The sequence below is a fragment of the Streptomyces sp. SN-593 genome (genome assembly GCF_016756395.1).
GTDB lineage: Bacteria > Actinomycetota > Actinomycetes > Streptomycetales > Streptomycetaceae > Actinacidiphila > Actinacidiphila reveromycinica.
On the sequence record NZ_AP018365.1, the window covers coordinates 5,778,898 to 5,794,885 of the forward strand.

The following is a 15,988-nucleotide window of genomic DNA, read 5'->3' on the forward strand; positions in this document are numbered from 1 at the left end:
GCCGCACGCTCCCACCCGTGCCGGACTTGTCGGTCAACTCACCTGTGCGATTCACTCGTTCGGGTGTCCGAGGGGGGGACGCCTGGCTCCCCTCCCCGCTGGCCTGCGAGGGTCTGAGGAATTCTGCACGTATCCCGGGGCGGACCCCTGGGCCCCGCAACTCGTGATTGCGAGCACCGACAGTGCGTGAACGACGTCCCCGACGGCGCGAACGGCGGGTCAGGCAGCGCATGCTCGCCGCCCTGCTGGTCTGCGCGGCCATCGTCCTGGCCGCGGCCGCGCCCGGTGTCGCCCTCGCCGCCGGAGACCTGTCGTCCGCACAGGACCGCGTGGACGCCGCCCGACTCGCCTCCCTCGCCACCGCGTTGGCCGCGGACCTCGCCGACGAGCGGGACGACCTGGCCGTGTCCGTCGCGGCCGGGCGGCCCGCGGCCCCGACCGCCGACCAGCAGCGCACCGACCGCCGGCTCGCCGAGGCCACCGGCGGCCACCTCTCCGCCGACCTGCGCACCGCCCTGGGCACCCTGACGGCCGTGCGCAGGTCCGCCCGCGCCTCCTCCTCCGCGCCTGCCGCCGTCGCCGCCTACCAGCCGCTCGTCGACGCCGTCGGGCGCGCCGTCGGCCCGGTCACCGCGCCGCTCGAACGCGCCACCGCGGCCGCGGCGGTGCAGCGCGGTCTGCTCGTCGCCGGGCTCACCGCGACCGGCACCCAGCGCGGTCTGGTCGCCGACGCGCAGGCCGCCCGGCTCCAGGAGCGGGCGGCACTGGCCGAGTTCCACGCCGCCGCGCCCGTCGGCGTCCGCACCGACTACGACCAGACCGTCACCGGGGCCGACACCGCCGAGGCCGACCGCGACCTCGACCAGTTGCTCGGCGGGACCGAACTCACCCCCGCCGACCGGGAGCTGGGCGCCGGGAAGGTCGCCACGGCGCTCGCCGCCCGGCTCTCGCTGATGCGCGGTGTCGCGTCTTCGGCCGCCGCGGACGAGGCCGCCGGCGCCGACGCGCACCGCGGCCACGAGGTCACCGTGCTCGAACTGCGGGCCGCGCTCGCCGCGTTGTGCCTGATCCTGCTGGTCGCGGTGCTGGTCACGCTCTTCCGCACCCTCACCCGCCCGCTCGCCGCCCTGCACCGCTGGTCGAGGACGTCCCCGGACAGCGGCCAGGGCTCCGAGGTCATCGGCACCGACGAGTTCGCCGCCGTCGCCCGCCGGGTCAACGCCCTCACCCACCAGGCGCAGGGACTGCGCACCCGGGCGGCCGAACTCGACGCCGAGCACGCCGAGGCCGCGGCCGCCCACACCGCGCTCGCCGCCGCCCACACCGCGCTCACCAGCGAGCACAGCGCACTCACCAGCGAGCACAGCGCGCTCGCCACCGACCACCGGGCCGTGCTGGCGGCCGGCGCCGAGCTCGCCCGGACCCGCGACGACCTGATGCGCTCCCGCGAGGAGATCGCCGAGCAACTGAACCGGGCGACCGCGCGCCAGGCGACCCAGGTCGTCCACGTCAACCTCGCGCTGCGCACCCTCGGTCTGATCGAGCGCCAACTCGCCCTGATCGAGGGCATGGAGGAACACGAACAGGAGCCCGACCGGCTCGCCACGCTGTTCCGCCTGGACCACCTGGCGACCCGCATGCGCCGCAACAGCGAGAACATGCTGGTGCTGACCGGCACCGAGCACAGCCACGGCGCCACCGCCCGCCCGGTCCCGCTGATCGACGTGGCCCGCGCGGCCCTCTCCGAGGTCGAGCGGTACGAACGCGTGCGCATCCTGGCCATGCCCGAGGGCGAGGTGGCCGGCCGCGCCGCCGACGACGTCAGCCACCTCGTCGCCGAACTGCTCGACAACGCGACCGCGTTCTCCGCGCCCGAGGCCGAGGTGCACCTCAGCGGCTGGGTGACGGAGGGCGGCGAGGTGATGGTCGCGGTCGAGGACGCCGGGATCGGGGTGCCCGCCGAACGGATCGACCGGCTCAACGCGTTGCTGCTCGACCCCGACCCGCCGGCGCCCGGGGCGGCGGCCGGCCTCGGCCTCTACGTGGTGGCCCGGCTGGCCCACCGGCACGGCGTCCGCGTCCAGTTGCGGCCGCACGCGAACGGTGGCACCTCGGCGGTCGTGGTGCTCCCGCGGCTGCTGGTGCCCGGTGTGGACCCGCTCGCGCGGGTGCTGCCCGGTCGGCGTGAAGGGGCGCACGCGCCGGCGTACGGCACGTCGGCCCAGGCCCCGGCCCCGGGGATGCCCTACGGCGCGGACGCGGAACTGCCGCCGGCGGACCGGGTCCTCGGTGGGGAGCCGGTGCTCGGAGCCGCCGCCGGGGTGCCGGGGACGGCCGAGCAGCCGGGGCCGGCCGCGGTCGTGCCGCTCGTACCGGCGCAGCAGGCGGCCGTCGCACCGGAGCCCCTCGTGCTCGGTAAGCCCCTGGGAGGCCAGCCCTCCGCCGGGCACGGCGCGCACGCGACCCCGGACACCGCCGGACCGGAGGCGGGCGCCCTGCCCGCGGCCGAGCCGGCTCCCGGCGCACGCCCCCCGCTCGCGCGGCGCCTGCGCCCGCAGCCGGAGTCCGAGTCCGGCACGCAGCCGCCCCACCAGCCGCAGCCGGCGCCCGAGCCCCCGCTCGCGCCCGAACCCGCGTCCGCGCTGGGGCAGTTCCCGCAGTCTGCGTCGGAACCCGCGTCCGTGCTGCGGCAGTTCCCGCAGCCGGCGTCCGCGCACGCGCCCGCGTCCGCGTCCGCGCCCGTGCCCGCGTCCGCACCGCGGCCCCGCCAGGCGCAGCCCGCGGCCGAGTCCGTGCGCGCTCCCCGCTCCGAACCCGCGTCCGCGCTGCGGCAGTTCCCGCAGCCGGCGGCCGAGTCCGTCGTCCCCGGGCCCCTCGCCGCCCCGCCGGCTGCCCAAGGACCCTCCGCCAGGGCGCAACCCGCCGCTGCCGCTGCCCCCGCCGCACCGCCGCCGCCCGCCCGGCGTCCGCTCGCGCGCCCCGGCGGCGCCGCCCCGCGGCCCGGGCAGCAGGGCACCGGCGCGCCTCGGTCCGTCCACCCCGCCGACGCGCCGGCAGAACCGCGGGTCCGGGTCGAACGCCTGGACGTGCCACCTGCGCCGATGTCACCGTCGGCCGGGTCCGGCATGCAAATGCAGCCCCTCAAGGCCGAAACCGCGAACGCGCCGGCGTACGCCCCCGAGCCCCCTTCCGCCGCCGGGGCTCCCATGGCCGGTCAGGCGTCCGCGCCCGTGCCGTCGGCCGAGCACGCGCGCGCCGCGTACGCGCCCCGGCACGCCGCCGACGCGCCCCCCGCGCCCCCCGCCGCGGACGGAGCGCTGCCGCGCCGGGTCCGGAAGGCCAGCGGGATACGGCACGCCGCGCAGGACGGCCGGCGCCGTACCGAGCCGTTGGACGCGCAGGGGCTGCGCCGCAAGCTCGCCGGGTTGCAGCGCGGCCTGCGGGACGGCCGCAGGGACGCCGCGCTGGAGGCCGGCGGCGCGGCCGCCAAGACATCGGCGGCACCGTCCGCCACGGCAGCAAGTCCGGGAGACACCGTCGAGGAGGCGACCCGTTGAACGCGGTCCGCACGCACGTCAGCACCACTGGAACCACCGGTACCACCAGCACGGACGGCCCCGGGGGCACCGGCGCCCACTCGGGCACCGGCGTCCACTCCGACGCCCTCAGCCACGACGCCCGCAACCTGCACTGGTTGCTCGCGAACTTCGTCGACGAGGTGCCCGGCGTCCGCTCGGTCGCCGTCGTCTCCTCCGACGGCCTGCTGCTGCTCAGTTCGGAACCCGACCCCGTCGCGCCGCGGCCGGGCGCCGGGCCGACCCGGATCTCCGACGTCCGGATGGACCTCGCCGCGGTGGTGTCGGGGCTGGCCTCCCTCACCATCGGCGCGGCCCGCCTGATGGACGGCGGCCGGGTGCGGCAGACCACCGTCGCGATGCAGGACGGCATGCTGTTCGTCATGTCCATCAGCGACGGCTCGCTGCTGGGGGTGCACGCCGCCGCCGAGTGCGATCTGAGCGTCATCGCCTACCACATGGCCCTGTTCGTCGGGCGGGCCGGCCACGTGCTGACCCCGGCGCTGCGCGGTGAGTTGCGGCAGGCGCTGGAGGGCGAACGGTGACCCGGCCGACCGGACCGCCCGGCCCCTCCGGCCCGCCGTCCGCGCCGCGAACGCCCTCGCCGACGGCGGCGTCGCGGCAGCGGGACGGCGACCGCCGGACCTCCCGGGTACGGCCCTACGCCCTCACCGGCGGCCGCACGCGCACCGGGCACGTGCTGCTCGTCGAGACTTTCGTGGCTACGATCGAGCGACCGGACGAACAGCCCGCCCTCACGAGGGGCGACTGGGCGGAGCGGGTCATGCCCGAGTTGCGCGCGATCGTCGAACTGTGCCGCATGCTGCGGTCGGTGGCCGAGATCTCCGCGCTGCTGCGGATACCGCTCGGCGTCGTCCGGGTCCTGATCAGCGACCTGGCCGACCAGGGAAGAATTCGCGTGTACGGCACCGGGTACGGTCCCGGCGGGCCCGACCGCGCGCTGCTCGAAAGGGTGCTCAGTGGACTTCGCAGGCTTTGACCAGCAGGAGGGCTTGCGGGACTGGCAGACCACGCGCGAACGCGCACCGGTCTCCACGAAGATCGTCGTCGCCGGCGGGTTCGGCGTGGGGAAGACCACGTTCGTCGGCGCCGTGTCGGAGATCACCCCGCTGACGACCGAGTCCGTCATGACCCAGGCCAGCGAGGCGCTGGACGACCTGGCGGCCACACCGGAGAAGACCACCACCACGGTCGCCATGGACTTCGGGCGGATCACGCTCGACAAGGACCTGGTGCTCTACGTGTTCGGCACGCCGGGCCAGCAGCGGTTCTGGTTCATGTGGGACGACCTGGTGCGCGGCGCGATAGGGGCCGTGGTGCTCGCCGACACCCGGCGGCTGGCGGACTGCTTCCCCGCGCTCGACTACTTCGAGAGCACCGGCCTGCCCTACACCGTGGCGGTCAACCAGTTCGAGGGCACCGCGGCCTACAGCGCGGACGACGTGCGCGACGCCCTCGCGGTGCCGCACCACATCCCGGTCCTGGTCATCGACGCCCGCGAGCGGCACTCCGTGGTCGACGCGCTCCTCTCCCTGGTCACACACGCGATGGCCGAGGCGCCGCTGTGACCTGAGGCTCCGTCGACCTGACACCCCGTGACCTGTGACGGCCCCGGACGGTGCCGCGCGGATGCCGCGCGCCCGTCGGACAGCGAAGAAGCGAGCGAGCCGCCATGCGCAGCATTCTCATCGTCGGAGCCGGCCAGGCCGGGCTCCAACTCGCCCTGGGACTCCAGGCGCGGGGATACGGCGTGACCGTGATGACCCACCGCACCGCGGACGAGATACGCACCGGGCGCGTGATGTCCACGCAGTGCATGTTCGCCGGTGCACTGGCCCACGAGCGCGACCTCGGCATCGACTTCTGGCGGCGGCAGGCCCCGGACGTCGACGGGTTGGGCGTCTCGGTGGCCGCGCCCGACGGCGGCCGCGTGATCGACTGGCTCGGCCGGCTCGACGGCACCGCCCAGTCGGTGGACCAGCGGGTGAAGATGGCCGGCTGGCTGGAGACGTTCGCCGAGCGCGGCGGCCGGGTGGTGGTGCACGCCGCCGCCGTCTCCGACCTGGACTACTTCGCCCGCGCCTACGACCTGGTGCTGGTCGCCGCGGGCCGGGGCGACCTGGTGTCGATGTTCGCCCGGGACGCGGGCCGTTCACCCTTCGCCGAGCCGCAGCGCGCGCTCGCGGCCTGCTACGTACACGGTCTCGGACCGCGCCCGGAGCACCCGGACCTGCGGGCGGTGCGCTGCAACCTCGTGCCGGGCGTCGGCGAGTTCTTCGTGATCCCCGCCCTGACCACCTCGGGCCCCTGCGACATCCTGTTCTGGGAGGCGGTCCCGGGCGGCCCCGCGGACGTCTTCGCCGGCGTGCGGGACCCCGGGCGGCAGCTTCGGCTCACCCTGGACCTGATGCGCCGCCACGTCCCGTGGGAGCACGCCCGGGCCACCGGTGTCGAACTCACCGACGCCGGCGGCACCCTGTCCGGCCGGCTCACCCCGACGGTTCGCCGCCCGGTCGGCGAACTGCCCTCCGGCGGACTCGTCCTGGGCGTCGCGGACGTCGTGGTCGCCAACGACCCGGTGACCGGGCAGGGGGCGAACAACGCGTCCCGGTGCGCGGCGGTCTACCTGGAGCGGATCACCGCGCACGGTGACCGCCCGTTCGACCGCGCCTGGATGCAGGCGGCCTTCGACCGGTACTGGGAGGTCGCCGCGCCGGTCACGAAGTGGACCAACGCGATGCTCGCGCCGCCGCCGGAGCACGTCCTGAGCCTGATCGGCGCGGCCGGTGAACTCCAGCCGGTCGCCGACCGGTTCGCCAACGGGTTCGACGACCCGGCGGACTTCGAGGAGTGGTTCTACGACCCGGAGCCGGCGCGCGGGTACCTCGCGCGGGTCGGCGCCGGGGCCGGGGGCGCCGCGGGCGGGGGCGCCGGACAGGGCTGAGCCGGCGGCTACCCGGCCGCGGGGGTGCCGGTGGGGGAGGGCGACGGCGTGCCGGTGGGGGACGGTGACGGCGCGGGCGTCGCGGTCGTCTTCGTCGCGGTCTTCTTCGCGGTCTTCGCCGGGGACTTCGTCTGCGCGGCGATCGGCAGCGGCTGTTCCGCGTTCTTCGGGACGGGCCTGGGCTTGTAGCCGCTGATCGGCTGCTCCCCGAGGTCCGGGCGGACCGCGCCGAGGATCGGGTTGGCCGCGATCGGCGAGACCTTGACGTAGGACCCGGGGCGCGGTGCCTGGATGACCAGCCCGTCGCCGATGTAGAGGGCCACGTGGGTGGCGCCCTTGAAGTAGATCACCAGGTCGCCCGGGCGCAGCAGCTCCAGCGGCACGTGCGGCAGCTTCGCCCACTGCTCCTGGCTGGTGCGCGGGATGACGGTGCCCGCGTGCGCCCACGCCTGCGAGGTGAGCCCGGAGCAGTCGAAGGCGTCCGGCCCCTGGGCGCCCCACAGGTAGGGCTTGCCGAGCTGGTCGAAGGCGTACCCGATCGCGCGGTCGCCGGCCAGCGACGGGGCCCGCAGCGCGGGGTCGCCGCCCAGCGCCTTGGAGTCCATGAACTTCTGCTGGGCCTGGTCGGTGTCGGCCTGCTCCAGCTTCTGCAACTCGGTGATCTGCACCCCGGTCAGCCCGGCGAGCATCCCCTCGACCTGCTTGAGGTGCGCCTGCACGTCCTTCTGCTTGGCCCCGGCGACGGTCTGCGCCTGCTCGGCGGTGTCGAGCGCCTTCTGCGCCTGCGTGTTGAGCTTCTTCAGCTTCGCCTCGCCGGCCGTGAGCTGCCCGAGCACGCTGCGCTGCCGCTGCGCCATCTGCCCCAGGACGTGCCGCTGCCCGAAGAAGTCCTGCGGGGTCTGCCCGCCGAGCAGCGACAGGTACGGCGACACGCCGCCGTTGCGGTACATCTGGGTGGCCATCAGGCCGAGCTGGGCCTTGCTGGCGGCGACCGCGGTCTTCTGGTCGGCGAGCTGCCGGTCGGCCTTCCGCGCCGCGGTGCGCTTCTGGTCGGCGGTCTCCTTGGCCTTGTTGTACGCCTCGGTGGCCGTCTCGGTCTGCTGGTAGTACGTCTGGAGCCGGGTCAGGAGGGTGGACAGCGGCACCTGTCCGGCCGGCGGGTCGTACGGCCGGGCCGCGGCCTGCTGGGCGGTGGGCAGGGACAGCGCCGCCGCGGCGAGCAGGCTGCCGCACACCACGGCCGAGCGGAACCACGAGCTGGGCTGACGGGCCACTGACATTCCCTCATCTCCCCATGACCGGCGGGTAACAAGCAGCGACGGTAGCCAATCATGGATTGTCATATCTTCGACAGAGGTAGGGGGCGAATCTCCGCGGAACGGCCGGCCGCCCAGCCGCATGGCCGACGGCGCGGTCCGGCACGGCGCGGCATGGCACGCTCCGGCTCGGCAGGGCCCGGGCTCCTCCTGCCCCTCCGGTCCCGCCATCATGCGTCACCGCCGCCCCGGAAAGGCGACTGCCCGCGACCGTGTGAGCAGGGGTCGCGGGCAGCCGTGCCGTCCCGGGGGCAGCTCCGGGGCGGCGCTCCGCCCCCCTGAGGATCAGCCGAAGTAGCTGTCGAAGTTGTGCGAGAACGCCCATCCGCCGAAGTCGTCCCAGTTGATCGACCAGGTCATCAGGCCCCGCAGGCTCGGCCAGGTCCCGTGGGTGGTGTAGCCGCCGCAGTTCGTCTTCTTCGTCAGGCAGTCGAGGGCTTGGTCCACCTGATCGGGTGAGGTGTAGCCGTTCCCCGCGTTGACGGACGCGGGCAGCCCGATGGCGACCTGCGACGGGTCGAGCGCCGGGAACATGTTCGCCGTGTTGCCGGCCACCGGGAAGCCGGTGAGCAGCATGTCGGTCATCGCGATGTTGAAGTCCGCGCCGCCCATCGTGTGGTACTGGTTGTCCAGGCCCATGATCGGCCCGGAGTTGTAGTCCTGCACGGTGAGCAGCGTCAGGTCGTCGCGCAGCGCGTAGATCACCGGCAGGTAGGCGCCGCACCGCGGGTCCTGGCCGTTGAACGGGCCCGAGCCGTAGAACTGGTACCCCGTCTGCACGAAGAACGTCTCCGGCGCCATGGTCAGCACGAAGCCGTCGCCGTACTTCGCCTTGAGCGACTTGATCGCCGCGATCAGGTTGACGATGGCCGGGGTGGTCGGGTTCTTGAAGTCGGTGTCGCCGGCGTTGAGGGAGAGCGACTGGTTCTCGAAGTCGATGTCGACGCCGTCCAGGCCCCACTGGTCGATGATGCCGCCGACCGAGGAGACGAACGCGTCGCGCGCGGCGGTGGTGGTGAGCTGCACCTCGCCGCCCGCGCCGCCGATGGACAGCAGCACCTTCTTGCCCTCGGCCTGCTTGGCCTTGATGGCGGCCTTGAAGTCCGCGTCGGACTCCACCGACGGGCACTCGCCGACCGAGCACCGGGTGAAGTGGATCTGCCCGGAGGTGGGGGAGTCGGTCTCGCCGAAGGCGAGGTCGATGATGTCCCAGTCGTCGGGCACGTCGGCGAGCTTGGTGTAGCCGGAGCCGTTGGCGAACGTCTCGTGCAGGTAGCCGACGAGCGCGTGCGCGGGCAGGTCCGAGGACGGCGGCGACGCGGGCGTCGTCGGGGGAGTGGTCGGCGGCGTCGTGGGGGGAGTGGTGGGCGGCGTCGTGGTGCCGCCGCCCGGACCCTGGAGGGAGATGTCGTCCGCGAGGTACGCGGGCTGGCCGTACCAGCCGTGCACGTAGATCTTCGCGGTGGTCTGGCTCGCGCCGGTGGTGAAGGACACGCTCAGCGGGGCGTAGCCGGAGCCGGTGCCCGCGGTCCAGGTGGAGGCGCCGCCGTCCACGCCGATGTAGACGTAGGACCCCTCGACCTGGGCGGACAGCGTGTAGGCGGTGTTGGGGGCGACGGTGACGGTCTGCGCGCACTGGCCGGTGGCGCTCGCCGACGGGGTGGCCTTCAGGGCGTAACTGCCGCTGTGCGCCTGGCCGGTGACGACCTGGGCGCCCGCGTCGCAGGTCCAGCCGGACAGCGAGCCGGCCTCGAAGCCGCCGTCGGCCAGGAACTCCCCGGCGCTCGCGGACGGGGCGAGGGCGACCATGCCGCCGACCGCGAGCGCGCCGGCGAGGGCGGTCGCGGCCGCGGCGAGGGCACGTCTGCGGGTGGGGGAGCCGGTGCGCGCGGCGGTCCCGTGCGGACCGGGCGGGGTGACGGTGGGCATGGGGGGATGCTCCTTCGGCCAGGAGTGCTCATGTCAACCGGTAGCAAACAGGTCCAGACCAATTTCGTCAATGGTCCGGACCAAGATTCGCCGTCGGCGCCCCCTCACCGCCGCTTGGACCACGGCCACCTGGGACGGTCCGGATGGGGGCTGCCCTCCGGGTCGTACACGAACACCCACCGGGTGCCGCGGCCCTCGCCGCGCGCCCGGTGGTAGACGTGCACCTTCTCCGGGCCGCCCTCGGGGGCGGGCACGGGCACCCGGTAGTCCAGCGGGGGCTGCCCGGTCATCCCGACCATGACCTCCAGCACCCGGCCGTCCAGCGGTCCGCCGACGAACTCGGTCTTCTCGTGTCGCACACCGCCCAGACTGCCACGCCGGCGGTTCCGGACGCGCCGGACCGCACCGCCCCGCCGGTCGTTAGGCTTCCTGGTATGACCAGCAGCGCGGTGCCCGCCTACCGCAGGATGAGCGTCGAGCAGCGCCGCGAGCAGCTCCTGGCCGCGGCGCTCGACCTCTTCGGGCACCGCCGCCCCGAGGACGTGTCCGTCGAGGACGTCGCCGCGGCCGCGGGCGTCTCCCGCCCGCTCGTCTACCGCTACTTCCCCGGCGGCAAGCAGCAGCTCTACGAGGCCGCGGTGCTCGGTGCCGCCGAGGAGCTCGTCGGCCGCTTCGGCGTCCCCGCCGAGGGCCCGCCCACCCAGCGCCTGGCCGACGCCCTCGACAGCTACCTCGCCTACGTCGACGAGCACGACGCCGCGTACGGCGCGCTGCTGCGCGGCGGCGGCGTGGTGGGCACCAGCCGCACCGACGCGATCGTGGACGGGGTGCGCAGCGGCGCCGCGCAGCAGGTCCTGCACCACCTCGGCGTGAGCGAGCCCGGCCCCCGCCTGTCCATGATGGTCCGCTCCTGGATCGCCTCCGTGGAGGCCGTCTCGCTCCTCTGGCTCGACAACGGCAAGCAGCCCGCGCTCCCCGAACTGAGGGGCTGGCTCGTGGACCACTTCACCGCGCTCCTGCTCGCCACCGCCCTGACCGACCCCGAGGCGGCCGAGGCCGCGGCGCTGGCGCTGTCCCAGGAGACCGCCATCAGCCCCGGCCGCGTGCTGCTGGAGAACATCACCACCCTGTTCCCCTGACCGCGCCCTACCGCTTGTCGGGGGCGGTCGACCCGTCCGCGCCGAGGATGTCCACCAGGGCCACCACGAGGCCCAGCGCGGCCAGCCCGGTCGAGGTGAGCAGCCCCAGTTGGAAGCCGCCGGACCAGTCCGCGCTGCGGCTGTCGACCCGGGAGAAGAACACCGACCCGACCGCCGCGATGCCCGCCGCGGAGCCGATCCGCTGCGCGGTCTGCAACACCCCGCCGGCGCTGCCGGCCCGCGCCACCGGCACCTCGCTGAGCGTCAGGGTCTGGTTCGGCGCGATCACCAGCCCGCTGCCGAGCCCCGCGAACAGCAGCGGAGCCGCCGTCACCCAGCCCACGGAACGGCCCGAGTCGAGGTGCACCGCCAGCGCCGTGCCCAGCAGCCCGACCACCACCGCCGCCAGCCCCAGGGCCACCAGCGGACGCCCCACCCGCGTCACGATCCGCCCGCCGACGGCCGCCGCCGCCCCCGACCCCAGCGCGAACGGCATGATCGACAGGCCCGCCTCCAGCGCGCTGTAGTGCAGGCCGTTCTGCAGGTACAGGGTGAGGATGAAGAAGATCGCGGTGAAACCGGCGAAGTACAGCAGCGACAGCAGCACCCCGAGCCCGTAGGACCGTTGCAGGAACAGCCGCAGGTCGATCAGCGGCTCGTGCGCCCGCCCGTAGCGCCGCTCCCAGCCGACGAAGCCGGCCAGCACGAGCAGCGCGACCGGCACCAGCAGCCACTTCAGCGGGGTCGTCCACTGCTCCTCCTGCACGAACGGCAGCAGCAGCACCACGGTGCCGGCGCCCAGCAGCAGTACGCCCACCGGGTCCAGGTCGCTGCGCTCGCGCGGTCCCGCGAGCTCCGGCGGCGCCGGCAGCAGCCGGTGGGCCAGCGGCAGCGCGACCAGGCCGATCGGCAGGTTCACGTAGAACACCCAGCGCCAGCCCTCCTCGGTGCCGAACGCCTGGATCAGCAGGCCGCCCAGCAGCGGGCCCACCGCCGTGGACACCCCGATCGTCGCGCCCAGCAGGCCGAACGCGCGGCCGCGCTCGGCGCCCTGGAACATCTGCTGGATGAAGCCCGACACCTGCGGCACCAGGATGCCGCCCGCCGCGCCCTGGAGCAGCCGCGCGCCGATCAGCCAGCCCTCGTTCTGCGCCGCGCCGGCCAGCGCGCTGGTGGCGGTGAACATCGCCAGCCCGCCCAGGAACACCGCCCGCCGGCTGTGCACGTCGCCGATCCGCCCGGCCGGCACCAGCACCAGGCCGAAGGTGAGCGCGTAGCCCGACAGCACCCACTGCAGGCCGCCCTGCGAGGCGCCGATCCCGCTGCGGATCGACGGCAGCGCCACGTTGACGATGCTCACGTCCAGCAGCGTCATGAAGCTCGCGGTCAGGCAGACCGCCAGTGCCGGCCAGCGGGTGTCCCGGGGATGCCTGCGCGCTGTCGTCTCGGACTCTCCTGCCACCTCGTCCCACTCCTTCCGTGCCGCCGGGCGCGGCGGGTGCGTGGGACGGTCCGGGGGATCTCCCGCCCCCACCCTGCGTCCGGGACCCGCGCACCGGCCACGCCTGCCCCGGGACGGCGCCCACATGCACCCGTACGGACCAGGGCGGACGGCCCGCCGGTCAGCGCGGGGGCACGGGGGAGAGGGTGTAGTGGCCCGCGTCGATCTGGCCGAAGCGGGTGTCGGCCAGCACGAAGGCGGTGGAGCGGACGCCGAAGGGCTGCCGGAAGGCGGTGTTGAGCTGCGCCGACAGGCAGATCGCGAACGCCACCACGGCACCGACGAAGCACAGCGCGGTGAGGTGGCGCGGAGTGACGGTGAGGCCGAGCAGAGCCGGGAAGGCGACGAGGAACGCGCCCACCACGAGCATCGCGATCCAGGTCACCCGCGGCATCCGCCCCTTGACCTGCGCGGCCCGGTCGGTGCGGGTCTGGTAGACGGTGTTGAGCGCGCTCTGCGCCGCCGACTTCGCCGCCTGCGGTCCCGCGGTGCCCGCGGGCGCCGCCCACACCGCCGCCCGCACCGCGTCGAGATCCCGCCAGGCCGCCGGACTGGTCCGCCCGCGCGCCAACGCGTGGAACTCGGTGGTGCGCACGTCGTCGGTGTACGTCCGCAGCAGCGCCCGCGCCCTGTCCCGGTCGGCCGGCGCCAGCCCGCCCACCGCCCAGTACGTGTCCGCCAGCGCCCGCGCCTCGTCATAGGTCCCGGACCGCGCGTCGCTGAGCGCCGACCAGCTCCCGGCCACCTGGAACCCGGTCAGCAGGATGAACGAGCTGAGCAGCACCCCGCCGATCAACGACTGCGCCTGCCCGCCGAACTCCCCGGCGACCGCCCGCCGGCCGGTCCCGAGGAACCGCCCGAGCAGCAGGGCGAAACACCCGCCGCCGACCGTGGCCAGCAGCGAGACGACATAGACGGACATGGCACTCCCGGTGGCCTTCGGTGGACTGGCGGTCGACGGGGACGGACTTCAGTGCCGGCGCGGAGCCCCGCGCGGTACGGCCGCCGCCAGCGCGGCCGGCAGCAGGACGGCCACCAGCGCCATCCCCCACCACCGGTCCCAGCCGCCCTCCCGGGCCGGTCCGACCGCCTCCTGACCGGGCGTCATGAACTCGACCCCGCCCGTGTGCGGCGACGACCGCACGACGGTGGGAGCCGCCGGGGCGGCCGCCCGGCTCGGCGAACTCCTCCCGGCCGCACCGGCCGTACCCGACGGCGACGCCTCCCCCCGCGAGGCCGCCGCCACGGACACGGACACACCCGGCGCCGACGCACCGCCGGACGGCGCCGCGGTCACCGGAGCACTGCTCGCCGGAGCGCTCGACGCCGGCGGGCCGGTCGGCGGCGCGCTCGACGTCGGAGGGCCGGACGTCGGCGGGTTGGACGTCGGAGGGCTGGAGGTCGGCGGGTTGGAGGTCGGCGAGGTCCGCCCCCCGCACGGTGCCCCGACCTGTACGACGACACCCCCGTCCGCCCCGCCGGACGGCCCCCTCAACCCCACCATGCTCACGACCCGCCCGTCCGCCCCGCACACCACCACGAACACCCCGCAGGGCCCGCCCCCCGGCCGGCACCCGACCACCACCCCGATCCCGCCCTCGTCCCCCACGGCCCGCCCGGCTCCCGCCACCCCCAGCGCCCCCACCCCGCCGACCACCACCACCGCGGCCCCCACCGCACCCCTCCGCCACCGCCCGACCCGGCGCCGCCCCCCGCTCCCCATATCCATACCTATGACGCTAAATGGCCCACCCGAGTGATGTCCCACAAACCCCCCGCAACGACGAGAACCACCTCACCGCCCCCGCCCCCCACCTCGAACTGTTCGACCCACTTCCCCCTCAACCCCTCCACCCCCCGAACGCCCGTCGCACCCACCCCCACCACCCCACCCCCAAACCCACCCTTTTCCAGCCACCCTCCCCAACTCCCCCTACCAACCCAAACCGAATCGAACCCCCCACCCCCATCCGGGGAGGCCCACCACACCGGGGCCACGGGAGCGAGACCCACTCCACCCCCCCCGCATCAACTCACCGCCTACCTCAGCCCACCCACCTCCACCCACCACCTCACCCCCTACCTCACCGCAGCCCACCCACTGCCTCAGCCCACCCACCCACCACCCCACCCACTACCTCAGCCCACCCACCCCACCCCCCAGCCTTCTCCGTCCGGGGAGGCCCACCGGGGCCACGGGAGCGGGGGCGGAGGGGGCGGGGTTCGAGACGTTCGTATATTTGTGGCGCGGAAACCCAGGGCACCCTGCACGGAGGACCCGCGGGCGCCGTAAATATGCAGTCTCGAACCCCGCCGCCGCAGCCCACGCGGCACCACCCACCCACCGCACCCACCCCACTCACCGCACCCCCGCCAACGCCCGCAACGCGTCAGATCAACCCCGACGCCCGCCACAACGGCATCGACGCCCCCCGCAACAACCCGATCTCCTCGAAGAAGTCCATCAACTTCTTCGCCGAGTGCCGCATCATCTCCCGCCGGTGCCCACTCTCCCGCACCGCCGCCACCGCCTCCGCCGGATCCAACCCCACGCTCGCATACACCTGCGGACTGATCAGCGACCGCGCGATCACCCGCGCCGCCTCCGCCGACATCATCCGCGTCAGCATGATCTCCCACCGCGGCGCCGTCTCCATCTGCCGCCGCAACTCCTCCCGCGCGTACCTGATGTGCCGCGCCTCCTCCACCACGTGGATCCGCGTCACCCCGCGCACGAACGGCTGCACCCGCTCGTCCGGGAACGTCAACCGCTGCATCCAGTCGAGGATCTCCTCCGCCAGCAGCGTCCCGGTGAACGAACCCGGCGTCGTCGAGAACGTCTTGAGGATCCGGCCGAGCGAGTGGTCCAGCCGCTTCGGCCCGTACGTCGGCGTGCCGAACTTCGTCACCGCGCGGGCGAACATCTTCGAGTGTCGGCACTCGTCGGCGATCTCGGTGAGCGCGTACCGCACGTGCGCGCTGGTCGGGTCGAGCGAGTACGTGTGCCGCAGCAGTAGCTGCATGAGGATCGTCTCGAACCAGACGCCCGACGCGCACAGCGACGACGCCTCGTGGCGGGACAGTTCGAGCCGCTGCTCCTCCGGCATCCGGCGCCACAGGGGCGTGTCGTAGAGCGACACCAGCTCGGGCGGCCAGAACCACACGCCGTCCTCGAACGGGGTCTCCCAGTCCAACTCGGTGTCGGGGTCGAAGGAGTGCTTGGCCGAGGCGGTCAACAGTCGCTCGGCCGTCTTCTCCCGGCTGATCAGGGTTGCGTCCATGAGTGAACCGGCCTCCGCCGCATGAGGGTTACCAGGGGTACGGTTCTTATGAGACTCTGTGTCAACAAGCCCGTCAAGCCCCTGGGCGCCACCCGAGCCGATCCGGCGACGCATGTCACACGAACCTCACGAACCGTGCACACCACGGGAACCGCGTGCGCACGTGCGGCACCTGCGGCACGAGGGCCGGACCGGACCGGAGCGCCGGACCGCAAGTCCGCCGGACCGCAAGACGCCGGACCGGCCGCCCCGGCGCGCGCCCGGGGGCGCGGACACCAGCAG

At 74.4% G+C, this 15,988-nt stretch carries 14 protein-coding genes; 7 read left to right on the plus strand and 7 right to left on the minus strand.

The window, feature by feature from the left end:
• Positions 1-230: 230 nt before the first annotated feature.
• The 5 genes from RVR_RS24655 to RVR_RS24675 all read left to right on the plus strand — a co-directional run bounded on the left by RVR_RS24655 (position 231) and on the right by RVR_RS24675 (position 6,540).
• Positions 231-3,557 (plus strand): ATP-binding protein, encoded by a 3,327-nt coding sequence (locus RVR_RS24655; RefSeq protein WP_202236103.1) that lies wholly within the window; start codon positions 231-233, stop codon positions 3,555-3,557.
• Positions 3,558-3,685: 128 nt separating this feature from the next.
• A complete protein-coding gene (locus RVR_RS24660) occupies positions 3,686-4,120 on the plus strand; it encodes a roadblock/LC7 domain-containing protein (RefSeq protein WP_237405399.1) in 435 nt (144 codons plus the stop codon).
• Positions 4,117-4,575: a DUF742 domain-containing protein gene (locus RVR_RS24665; RefSeq protein ID WP_202236105.1), complete on the plus strand. Its 459-nt coding sequence runs from the start codon at positions 4,117-4,119 to the stop codon at positions 4,573-4,575. Before RVR_RS24660 ends, RVR_RS24665 begins: the two co-directional genes overlap by 4 nt.
• Positions 4,556-5,164 (plus strand): GTP-binding protein, encoded by a 609-nt coding sequence (locus tag RVR_RS24670; protein ID WP_202236106.1) that lies wholly within the window; start codon positions 4,556-4,558, stop codon positions 5,162-5,164. The genes RVR_RS24665 and RVR_RS24670 overlap by 20 nt, the downstream gene beginning before the upstream one ends.
• Positions 5,165-5,268: 104 nt before the next feature.
• The gene (locus RVR_RS24675; protein ID WP_202236107.1) at positions 5,269-6,540 is read left to right on the plus strand and encodes a styrene monooxygenase/indole monooxygenase family protein; all 1,272 of its coding nucleotides are present in this window, start codon (positions 5,269-5,271) and stop codon (positions 6,538-6,540) included.
• Between the two features lie 8 nt (positions 6,541-6,548).
• Here RVR_RS24675 and RVR_RS24680 read toward each other — a convergent pair whose 3' ends face one another.
• The 3 genes from RVR_RS24680 to RVR_RS24690 all read right to left on the minus strand — a co-directional run bounded on the left by RVR_RS24680 (position 6,549) and on the right by RVR_RS24690 (position 10,144).
• On the minus strand, positions 6,549-7,820 hold the full coding sequence (locus RVR_RS24680) for a C40 family peptidase (protein ID WP_202236108.1): 1,272 nt from the start codon (positions 7,818-7,820) through the stop codon (positions 6,549-6,551).
• 321 nt (positions 7,821-8,141) lie between these two features.
• Positions 8,142-9,785 (minus strand): chitinase, encoded by a 1,644-nt coding sequence (locus tag RVR_RS24685; RefSeq protein ID WP_202236109.1) that lies wholly within the window; start codon positions 9,783-9,785, stop codon positions 8,142-8,144.
• A 104-nt stretch (positions 9,786-9,889) separates the two neighbouring features.
• Positions 9,890-10,144, minus strand: a complete 255-nt coding sequence (locus RVR_RS24690) for a hypothetical protein (protein WP_202236110.1) — start codon at positions 10,142-10,144, stop codon at positions 9,890-9,892.
• 75 nt (positions 10,145-10,219) lie between these two features.
• Here RVR_RS24690 and RVR_RS24695 point away from each other — a divergent pair, with 75 nt between their 5' ends.
• A complete protein-coding gene (locus RVR_RS24695; protein WP_202236111.1) occupies positions 10,220-10,924 on the plus strand; it encodes a TetR/AcrR family transcriptional regulator in 705 nt (234 codons plus the stop codon).
• Positions 10,925-10,931: 7 nt separating this feature from the next.
• Here the strand turns inward: RVR_RS24695 and RVR_RS24700 are convergent, their stop codons facing one another.
• The 3 genes from RVR_RS24700 to RVR_RS24710 are packed head-to-tail and all read right to left on the minus strand — an operon-like array spanning position 10,932 to position 13,533.
• A complete protein-coding gene (locus tag RVR_RS24700) occupies positions 10,932-12,512 on the minus strand; it encodes an MFS transporter (protein WP_202236112.1) in 1,581 nt (526 codons plus the stop codon).
• A 34-nt stretch (positions 12,513-12,546) separates the two neighbouring features.
• Positions 12,547-13,347, minus strand: a complete 801-nt coding sequence (locus RVR_RS24705) for a bestrophin-like domain (RefSeq protein ID WP_202236113.1) — start codon at positions 13,345-13,347, stop codon at positions 12,547-12,549.
• Positions 13,348-13,395: 48 nt separating this feature from the next.
• A complete protein-coding gene (locus tag RVR_RS24710; RefSeq protein WP_202236114.1) occupies positions 13,396-13,533 on the minus strand; it encodes a hypothetical protein in 138 nt (45 codons plus the stop codon).
• Here RVR_RS24710 and RVR_RS24715 point away from each other — a divergent pair.
• On the plus strand, positions 13,532-14,185 hold the full coding sequence (locus RVR_RS24715) for a hypothetical protein (protein ID WP_202236115.1): 654 nt from the start codon (positions 13,532-13,534) through the stop codon (positions 14,183-14,185). The genes RVR_RS24710 and RVR_RS24715 overlap by 2 nt on opposite strands.
• Positions 14,186-14,815: 630 nt before the next feature.
• Here RVR_RS24715 and RVR_RS24720 read toward each other — a convergent pair.
• Positions 14,816-15,706, minus strand: coding sequence for an AurF N-oxygenase family protein (locus RVR_RS24720; protein WP_202236116.1), 891 nt, complete (start codon positions 15,704-15,706; stop codon positions 14,816-14,818).
• Between the last annotated feature and the right edge of the window lie 282 nt (positions 15,707-15,988).

Coding starts and splice junctions, on each gene's coding strand:
- RVR_RS24655 (WP_202236103.1), top strand. CDS start 231: ATGCTCGCCGCCCTGCTGGTCTGCGCGGCCATCGTCCTGGCCGCGGCC.
- RVR_RS24675 (WP_202236107.1), top strand. CDS start 5,269: ATGCGCAGCATTCTCATCGTCGGAGCCGGCCAGGCCGGGCTCCAACTC.
- RVR_RS24680 (WP_202236108.1), bottom strand. CDS start 7,820: ATGTCAGTGGCCCGTCAGCCCAGCTCGTGGTTCCGCTCGGCCGTGGTG.
- RVR_RS24685 (WP_202236109.1), bottom strand. CDS start 9,785: ATGCCCACCGTCACCCCGCCCGGTCCGCACGGGACCGCCGCGCGCACC.
- RVR_RS24695 (WP_202236111.1), top strand. CDS start 10,220: ATGACCAGCAGCGCGGTGCCCGCCTACCGCAGGATGAGCGTCGAGCAG.
- RVR_RS24700 (WP_202236112.1), bottom strand. CDS start 12,512: ATGTGGGCGCCGTCCCGGGGCAGGCGTGGCCGGTGCGCGGGTCCCGGA.
- RVR_RS24705 (WP_202236113.1), bottom strand. CDS start 13,347: ATGTCCGTCTATGTCGTCTCGCTGCTGGCCACGGTCGGCGGCGGGTGT.
- RVR_RS24715 (WP_202236115.1), top strand. CDS start 13,532: ATGAACTCGACCCCGCCCGTGTGCGGCGACGACCGCACGACGGTGGGA.
- RVR_RS24710 (WP_202236114.1), bottom strand. CDS start 13,533: ATGACGCCCGGTCAGGAGGCGGTCGGACCGGCCCGGGAGGGCGGCTGG.
- RVR_RS24720 (WP_202236116.1), bottom strand. CDS start 15,706: ATGGACGCAACCCTGATCAGCCGGGAGAAGACGGCCGAGCGACTGTTG.